The organism is Microbispora sp. NPDC088329 (genome assembly GCF_040685655.1).
Lineage (GTDB): Bacteria > Actinomycetota > Actinomycetes > Streptosporangiales > Streptosporangiaceae > Microbispora.
In genome coordinates, this window is record NZ_JBFBIP010000053.1 from 1 (window position 1) to 8,601 (window position 8,601).

The 8,601-nt window shown below is 69.7% G+C and carries 8 protein-coding genes and 1 pseudogene; 4 read left to right on the plus strand and 5 right to left on the minus strand.

Annotated features, from left to right (window positions below; all coding sequences use genetic code 11):
- Positions 1-276, plus strand: a pseudogene (locus AB0O28_RS39625) (ATP-binding protein); the annotation flags it as partial.
- A 23-nt stretch (positions 277-299) separates the two neighbouring features.
- Here AB0O28_RS39625 and AB0O28_RS39630 read toward each other — a convergent pair.
- Genes AB0O28_RS39630 through AB0O28_RS39650 form a run of 5 tightly spaced genes read right to left on the minus strand, consistent with a single transcriptional unit; the run spans position 300 to position 4,658 of the window.
- Positions 300-1,304 carry a methyltransferase gene (locus AB0O28_RS39630; RefSeq protein ID WP_363648164.1) on the minus strand — a complete coding sequence of 335 codons (1,005 nt, stop codon included), beginning with the start codon at positions 1,302-1,304 and terminating at the stop codon, positions 300-302.
- 12 nt (positions 1,305-1,316) lie between these two features.
- Positions 1,317-2,117 carry an ABC transporter ATP-binding protein gene (locus tag AB0O28_RS39635; RefSeq protein ID WP_363648166.1) on the minus strand — a complete coding sequence of 267 codons (801 nt, stop codon included), beginning with the start codon at positions 2,115-2,117 and terminating at the stop codon, positions 1,317-1,319.
- Between the two features lie 11 nt (positions 2,118-2,128).
- Positions 2,129-2,914 (minus strand): ABC transporter permease subunit, encoded by a 786-nt coding sequence (locus AB0O28_RS39640; RefSeq protein ID WP_363648168.1) that lies wholly within the window; start codon positions 2,912-2,914, stop codon positions 2,129-2,131.
- Positions 2,911-3,684, minus strand: coding sequence for an ABC transporter permease subunit (locus AB0O28_RS39645; RefSeq protein ID WP_363648170.1), 774 nt, complete (start codon positions 3,682-3,684; stop codon positions 2,911-2,913). The genes AB0O28_RS39640 and AB0O28_RS39645 overlap by 4 nt, the downstream gene beginning before the upstream one ends.
- Entirely contained in the window at positions 3,681-4,658 is a 978-nt protein-coding gene (locus tag AB0O28_RS39650; RefSeq protein ID WP_363648172.1) for an ABC transporter substrate-binding protein, read from the minus strand. Before AB0O28_RS39650 ends, AB0O28_RS39645 begins: the two co-directional genes overlap by 4 nt.
- Positions 4,659-5,065: 407 nt before the next feature.
- On the opposite strand from AB0O28_RS39650, the gene AB0O28_RS39655 reads away from it, so the two are divergent.
- The 3 genes from AB0O28_RS39655 to AB0O28_RS39665 all read left to right on the plus strand — a co-directional run.
- Positions 5,066-7,831, plus strand: a complete 2,766-nt coding sequence (locus tag AB0O28_RS39655) for a nitrate- and nitrite sensing domain-containing protein (protein ID WP_363648174.1) — start codon at positions 5,066-5,068, stop codon at positions 7,829-7,831.
- A gap of 5 nt (positions 7,832-7,836) precedes the next feature.
- Complete coding sequence (locus AB0O28_RS39660; protein WP_363648178.1) at positions 7,837-8,256, plus strand: roadblock/LC7 domain-containing protein; 420 nt, start codon at positions 7,837-7,839, stop codon at positions 8,254-8,256.
- Between the two features lie 3 nt (positions 8,257-8,259).
- Positions 8,260-8,601 (plus strand): DUF742 domain-containing protein (locus AB0O28_RS39665; RefSeq protein WP_363648176.1); only part of this gene is annotated, 342 nt, incomplete at its 3' end.

Genomic DNA, 8,601 nt, shown 5'->3' on the forward strand with positions numbered 1-8,601 from the left:
GTGGTGCTGGTCGACACCCGCCGGTTGGCCGACAGTTTCCCCGCGGTGGACTACTTCGAGGAGGCGCGCCTGCCCTTCGTCGTCGGCGTCAACGGCTTCGACGGGCAGTTCCCGCACGCCGGGGAGGAAGTGCGGGAGGCGATGACGCTGTCGCCGCACACCCCGATCGTCCGCACCGACGCTCGGGACCGGGAGTCGGTCAAGAGCACCCTGATCACGCTCGTCGAACACGCGCTGACCATGCGGGTCGCCGTACCCGGCTGGGGACGCGCCTGAGGCGGCCCCAGCCCGGGAGCCGTCTAGGCGGGGACCGCCTCGATGAGGGTGGCGTGGACCGGCAGGTCGTAGGTGCCGGCCAGGCGCAGCCCGGCGGCCCGCAGCAGTGCGTCGTGCTCCGACCTGCTGCGCTCCCTCCCCTGCCCGAACAGGCCGAGCATCCGCATGTCGAGGTCCTTGCCGTAGTGCGGTGAGTCGTCGTCCGGCACGACTATCTCCACCAGCAGCACCCGGCCGTCGTCGCTCATGGCCTCGCGGACCACGCGCAGGATCCGGGTCGCGTCCTCGTCGTCCCAGTTGTGGATCACACTGCCCAGCAGGTAGGCGTCGTGGCCCGGGGGAACGGATGCGAAGAAGTCGCCCTCGACGAGTTCGACCCGCTCCGACAACCCCCACTCGTCGAAGGCGGCCCGCGCGTCCGGCAGCACGTGCCCGAGATCGAAGAGCACCCCGCGCAGATGCGGGTTGGCCCGCAGCGCCGCCGCGAGGATGTGTCCCCGGCCGCCGCCCAGGTCCACCAGCGTCTTGACCGAGGACAGGTCGTACCGCTCGGCGACACCTTGAGCCATGGGCAGCGCCCGGTCGGTCATGTACTCGTTGAAGACGTGGCTCAGATCCGGATCGGTGGCCAGGTGGTCGTAGAGCACGCCGTACTTCTCGATGAACGCCGACCGTCCCTCGCGCACGGTCGCGGCGAGGTTGCTCGTGGCGTACGAGAGCGCGGGAGCGGTGTTGACCAGGACGGCCCTGCGCAGGGAGCCGGGGACGCCGTCCACCAGCAACCGGCCCGCGTCGGTCAGTGCGTACCGGCCGGGATCCACCGCGGTGAACAGCCCGCATGAGGCGCCGACCCGCATGAGCCGCGCGAGCGAGGGGGCGTGCGCGCCACACCGCTCGGCGATCTCCTCGACGGTGAGCGGCCCGTCCTCGAGGTGGCCGGGACAGTCCAACTCCACCAGGGCACTCAGCGCGGCGAAGCGCCAGGCGCCACGGACGAGATCCCAGACGACCTCGCTCGCTGCAGTCATATCGGCTCCTTGTCAGTTCGATGAGGGATCGGAGAGGACGGCCGCACCGGGCGGCCGCGTGCCTCGCACCAGCCGGCCCACCTCGGCGCGCAGCCGGACGAAGTCGGGCAGCTCGCGCGTGGCGATCTGGTCGCGCGGGGCCGGCAGATTCACCCGCAGATCAGCGGTGACCGTGGCCGGGGACCGGCTGAGCACGACCACCCGGTCGCCGACATAGACGCTCTCGTCGATGTCGTGCGTGATCAAAACGATTGTCATGCGGTGGTGCCCGCGCACCCGCAGCACCAGATCCTCCAGGTCCTCCCTGGTCTGGGCGTCGACGGACCCGAAGGGCTCGTCCATCAGCAGCAGCGACGGGCGGTAGGCGAGGGCTCTGGCGATGGCGACCCGCTGCTGCATGCCGCCGGACAGCTCCCAGGGATACTTCGACGAGGCCCCGGCCAGGCCGACCGCGTCCAGCGCCTCGCCCGCCGCCTCCCGGCGGGCGGCCCGGTCGAGCCCGCGTCTGCGCAGGGGCAGTGCGACGTTGTCACCCACCGACAACCAGGGGAACAGGGATCTGCTGTAGTCCTGGAAGACCACGGCCAGGCCGTCGGGCGTGCCGGTGACCGGTCTGCCGTCGACGAGCACCTGACCGCCGGTGGGCTCCAGCAGGCCGGCGACGGACCGCAGCAGCGTGGACTTCCCGCAGCCGGAAGGGCCGACGATGCACACGAGCTCGCCCTCGGCGACCTTGAGGTCGATGCCGCCGAGCGCTCGATGGGCGCCCGAGCCCCTGCCGTAGGTGTGGGTCAGATTCGTAATCTCAAGCACGGCTCACCACTTCAGACGGCCCGGCGGGCGAGCCGGTGCCAGGACAGGGTCCGCCGCTCCAGCAGCAGGAACGACAGGTTCAGTACCAGGCCGAGCACGGCCAGCAGCGCGACGATCCCCCACATGCCCGGCATGTCGAAGGACTGCTGCATGTACACCAGCTCGTAACCGATGCCGTTGATCGTGCCGTTGGTCATCTCCGCGACCACCAGCAGCACGAGTGCCAGGGACAGGCTCAGCCGCAGCCCGGCGAAGATCTTCGGCGCCGCGGCCGGCAGAACCAGGCGCACCAGCCGTTGCGTCCTCGTGAGACCGAAGACCCGTGCGGTGTCCACCTGCACCCGGTCCACGTAGCGGGCGCCGTCCACCGCGTTGAGCAGCACCGGCCACACCACTCCGATGACGATCGTCGCCAGCAGCATCCGCAGATCGTCACGGAAGACGACGATGAACACGGGAACGAGCGCGGGCGGCGGGATCGCCCGTCCGAACTGGATGAGCGGGTCGAGATAGGCCGACAGCGTGGCGGATCTGCCGATGGCCACCCCCGCGACGATTCCGGCGAAGCAGGCGAGCAGCCAGCCTCCGAACATGCGCCCGAGGCTGGGCACGAAATTCTCGATCGCGGCGTCGGTGAGGAACAGGCGCGTCGCCGGCCCGGAGAACCACAGCTCGCGCGCCCGCGCCGCGATCAGGGACGGCGGGGGGAAGTAGGTCGACTCCGCCATCCGGCACCCCGCCTCCCAGGCGGCCAGGAACAGTGGCACCGGAAGCAGCCGTACGGCGAGGTTGCTCACGCGACCACCCCGGCTCGGGCCAGATGCCACCGGAACAGGCTGCGCTCGGCCCGGACGAGCAGGGCGTTGACCACCATGCCGAGAATGCCCGCCCATACGGCGGCGGCCAGCATCAGGTCCACGCGGTAGCCCGACCCCGCCTTCATGATGAAGACGCCGATTCCGCCCACCCCGCCCGACAGCAGCTCGGTGCTGATCGCCACGATCAACGCCACGGCCGCCGCCAGCCGTACACCGGTCATGACGAACGGCGCGGCGCTCGGCAGCGACACGCGCAGCAGCACCGCGCGCCGCCCGAAGCCGAAGCTCCGCAGCGTCTCCCTGGCCAGGGGATCCACATCGTGCATGCCGTACAACGTGTTGATCAGCACGGGCCAGCACGCGGCGTACGCGATGATCGTGGTCTTGACCTGGCCGTCCGCGGCGAACAACAGCGCGACGAGCGGGATGAGCGCCACCGACGGGATCGGCCGGAGGATCTCGATCAGGGGGCGCAGCGCCGTCTCGGCCCGGGGCAGGGAACCGAGGACGACCCCGGACGGGATCGCGAGCGCCACCGCCACGAGCAGCCCGCTCGCCCACACGGTCAGCGTGGCCACGATGTCCTGGAGGAACTCCGGGTCGCCGGCCAGTTCGGCGACCCGGGCGAGCACGGTCGAGGCGAGCGGCAGGATCCGCGTGTCGGCGAGACCGGTCCGCCCGGCCGCCTCGGCCACGAGCAGCAACGCCGCGACTCCCGCGGCGCCGCGGATCGCCGTGCGGATCATCATTGCGGCATCGGCACCAGCATCGGAGCGATTTCCATCTTGGACTTCAGGTAGCCGTACTCCAGCATCGTGTCGGCCACCCGCTGCAGCCGGGTGGGGTTCAGAGAGGACGGGAAGCTGCCCAGCCCGATGACGGAGGCGGCCTGCGGCGTGATCTTGGTGTACTTGGGCAGGACGGCCTCGACGGCCTTGCGGTCGGACTCGGCGACCTCCTGTGCCTTGACGATGGCGCGCTGGAAGGCCGCCATGGTCTTCGGGTACTTCTTGAGCACCTCGTCGATGGTCACCCAGCCCGCGATCGGGAAGTCCGCCATCGGACCGGTCATGGTGTCCGCGATCTTCCGGGTGCCCAGGTTCATCTGCACGCTGGTGAGGAACGGCTCGGTGAGCCACGCGGCGTCGGTCTGACCGGCGGCGAGCTTACCGGGGGCGTCGGGGAAGGCCACCGGGACGTAGTGGACGCTCTTGGGGTCGACGCCGTTGGCGCGCAGGGTCGAGTCGACGGCGAGCGTCGCGATGCTGTTCTGCGAGGTGACGGAGATCTTCTTGCCCTTGAGGTCCTTCACCGACTGGATGGGTGAGTCCTTCTTGACGACGATATCGAAAACGTCCGGTTTCGCCTGCAACATGTCGGCGAGGATGCGGAACTTGGCCATCCCCTGTTCCTGGCCGGCCACAACCGTGAAGTAGTTGCCGATGGCAACATCCATCGCGCCGCTGACGAGGTTGGGCACGGCCGCGGCGGTGTTCGGGACGATGACGTCTTTCACGGTCAGGCCCTCTTCCTTGAAGAAGCCGCGATCCCGTGCGATGAACAGGGGGGCCACATCCGGAATAGGCAAGATGCCGACAGTAATGGTGTTTTTTTCCAGTCCTTTATTACTGTCGGACTCCGCGCTCGTGTCCGAGCCGCCACACGCGGTGAGCGACAGGGCGGCCACGAGGCAGACTGCGAGGCCACGGCCCACGAGTCTCATGGAGTCTCCTTAGGTAAGGGGTAAGGCGCCGGCGGGGAAATCGGGCAGCCGGGGCCGACGGGCGAGAAGCGTAGCGGCCCTTCGGGGCCGATAACAGGACAAAAAGATCTTTGTCACTAAACTAGTAAGAAGATGCTGGTATGCCCTGTTGTCTCGACCCTTGCCGGGTTGGACCGTGACAAGTCCCGAATTCAATTCGGTCTGTAATGGCGACGTCGGCCTGGCGTGGGAGAAGCGGGTGCGTGCTTCGTCCCGTTACTGGATCGTCATGATGGAACGCACCAAAACGCGCACGGTCTGTTTGGCCTATATCCCAGGCTTATGCTCCAATTGCCGATGGCTTGGGACAACTTCCGAGGACTGATGTTCCGAAATCCCTATAAAGAACCGCGAGAGGTTGGCGACCAGTGAGGACGGCAACAGTCGAGAGCGGTCGTCGTGCCGAAGAGAAGCCGCCTTCGACGCCGGTCGGCACCGGTGTGACCGCAACGAAGAACGCAGAGCCGGCCGATACGGCCCGGCCGAACGCCGGTAGCCGCCTGGCCCTGAGGAACTGGCGCCTGCGTACGCGGCTGCTGGCGCTGATCCTGGTGCCGACCGCCGTGGCCGTCACGCTGGGCGGGCTCAGGGTGGCCTCCTCGATCAACAGCGCCGCCGAGTACGGGCGCGTGCAGGAGGTGGCCGAGCTCGTCGCCGGCATCGGTGACTTCGTTCACGAGCTGCAGCTCGAACGCGACCTGACGGCCCGTTACCTGGCGGCCGACCGGCACGGCGAGACGTTGCTCTCGCTGATCCGCGACCAGCAGGGGGCGGTCGACGCCGCCGCGCAGCGGGTGCGCTCGAAGGCGGAGGTCGCGGGCGACGCGTTCGGCGACATCGGCCGTGCCGACCTCGTCCGCCTGCGCGGCCGTTTCGACGAGCTGACCGCGCTGCGCGGCACGATCCTGGAAAGCCGGCTCCCTCCGCTGCCCGCGATCGACAAATACTCTCTGTTCGTCGCCGACGCACTGCGGCTGTACGACGAGACCGTGCAGGGCGCGGTCGACGAGGGCGTCATCGCCGGCCTCAAGTCGATGGCCTCGCTCGCGCGGGCCGAAGAGGAGATCTCCAAACAGCGCGCGCTGCTGGCCGTCGCGCTGGTGCGGAATCGGTTCGAGACCGCGGAACTCGACGCCTTCACCGCGGCCCGCGCCCGCGAGGCCAGCGAGCGCAACGCGTTCCTCTCGCAGGCCACGCCGGCGCAGCGCCAGCGCTTTTCGGACACCGTCACGGGCCAGAAGGTCGACCGGGCCGAATACCTGCGTGCCCTCGCCCTGAGCCTCACCCGCGACGGCCTCACGTTGCGCAGGGTCGACCCCGGCGGCCAGGCGGTCGCCACCTGGTTCGACGCGATCAGCGAGACCGCCGACCAGATGCACAAGGTCAACTCGACGCTCGCCCGCACGGTGATCGCGCGCAGCGTGGAGTTCCAGGGCTCGGACCAGAGGGTCGCCGCGGTCAACGTGATCCTGGTCGCGGTCGTCCTGCTGGTGGTCCTGCTCATCACCTCGGTCATGGCCCGCTCGGTCGTACGTCCGCTGCGGCGGCTGCGCAGCGAGGCGCTGGAGATCGCCGGCCACCGGCTGCCCGACCTCGTGCAGCGCCTGCGCGAGTCCGACTCCGGCGGCCCCCAGCACGTGCAGCCGATCGGGGTGGCGTCGGCGGACGAGATCGGCGAGGTCGCGCGGGCCTTCGACGAGGTCCACCGCGAGGCCGTACGGCTGGCGGGCGACGAGGCCCGGTTGCGCAGCAACGTCAACGCGATGTTCGTGAACCTGTCGCGGCGTACGCAGACGCTGGTCGAACGCCAGATCACTTTGATCGACGGCCTGGAGCAGGGCGAGCAGGACGAGGAGCGGCTCGGGAACCTGTTCAAGCTGGACCACCTGGCCACCCGTATGCGCCGCAACAGTGAGAACCTCCTGGTCCTCGCGGGGCAGGAGCCCGCGCGCCGCTGGAGCCAGCCCGTGGAGATCACCGACGTCCTGCGGGCCTCGCTGTCGGAGGTCGAGGGCTACGAGCGGGTGGCGCTGAACTTCCCCTCGGACGTCGCGATCGCCGGCCAGGCCGTCAACGACGTCATCCACCTCATGGCGGAGCTCGTGGAGAACGCGCTGTCGTTCTCCGCTCGCGACACCCGTGTGGTCGTTTCGGGCAACCGGATCGACGGCGGGGGAGTGATGATCTCCGTCACCGACTCCGGCATCGGGATGACCTCGGAGGAGATCTCCCAGGCCAACTGGAGACTGGCGAACCCGCCGGTCGTGGACGTGTCGGTGTCGCGCCGCATGGGCCTGTTCGTGGTCGGCCGCCTCGCCATACGCAACGGCATCAGGGTGCAGCTCAGGCCGCACGACGGGGGAGGGCTGACCGCGATGGTCCTGCTGCCGGAGACCCTGATGGGCAGTCGCGCCTACACGCAGCAGCCCTACCCCGGCGTTGTCGCCTCCGCTTGGAGCTCCCAGTCCGGTCAGTCGGCCTGGGGCGGGCACTCATCGTCGATGTCTTCGTCCCCCCCTCCGGCCATATCCCCGCCGATCTCGCCCGTGCAGGACCCGCTCACGCGGCTGCGCGGACGCCGGTTCGACTCGGTGCCGGACGAGGCGGCCACCGGCCCGCTGCCCGCGGTGACCGGGCCGGTCCCGTTGAACCTGGGGGCGTCGCCGGCGAGCACAGGGCCTGTCTCGATCTCCGGTCCCTTGCACGGCGCGCCGGTCTTCCAGGACCTGCCGCAGACGGGGCCGGCCCCCGACGAGGAGTACCTGCCGATCTTCGCCTCCGTCGAGTCCGCCTGGTTCCGGCGCACTCCCGCCGCCGACACCGGACCCGACTGGCAGCCCGCGCCTTCCGTGGACGCCGGGTGGCAGGCCGCGGCCGCGGCCACCGAGAAGCCGGCCTCGGACGGCACCACCACCTCCGGCCTGCCGAAGCGGGTGCCGAAGGCCAACCTGGTGCCCGGCTCGGCCGAGCCGGCGTCGGCGGCGCCCGCCACGTCGCAGCCGATCCTGTCGCCCGATCGGGCCCGCAGCCGGCTGGCGAGCCTGCAGAAGGGCGTTCGGCAGGGCCGGGCGGTGGCCCGGGGCGAACTGAGCGAGGACGAGGGCTACCGACTGCCGAAAGGGGACGGCGCATGAGTGAGTTGAGTCAGGGCGCACGCGGCCTGAACTGGTTGATCACGGACTTCGTGAACAACGTGCCGGGTGTGGCGCACACCGTGGTGGTGTCGGCGGATGGGTTGCCTCTGGCGTTCTCTCACGGGTTTCCCAAGGACCGGGCCGACCAGTTGGCGGCGGTGGCGGCCGGGTTGATCAGTTTGACGCAGGGCGCTTCGCGGGTGTTCGAGGGTGGCCCGGTGACGCAGACGGTGGTGGAGATGCAGCGGGGGTTGTTACTGATCATGTCGATCAGTGACGGTTCCTGTCTTGCGGTGCTGGCGGCCGCGGATTCGGATCTGGGGCTGGTGGCTTATCAGATGACGTTGCTGGTGGAACGGGCGGGTCAGGTGCTGACCCCCGCGGTCCGCGCCGAACTCCAATCCATGTCGTATCCCCGGAGGTGATGGATGGATCCGTGGGGGCAGCAGCCGGGCGCGGAACCGTGGGGTCAGGAGCCCGGCGGGGACCCGTGGGGACGGCCGCCCGGCGCCCCGGCACCCCAGGAGCCCGCGTCTCCGGTCCGCCCGTTCACCGTCACGGGCGGGCGTACGACCCCTCGCATGCAACTCGCGATGGAGGCGCTGGTCTCCTCAGCCACGACCACGCACTACGACCTGTCCGCGAGGCCCCCGGAGTTTCGGGCCATCGCCTCTTTGTGCCGTCAGGTGCGGTCGGTGGCGGAGGTGTCGGCGCTGCTGCGGATCCCGCTGGGTGTGGTTCGTGTGGTGATCGCGGACATGGCGGCGGAG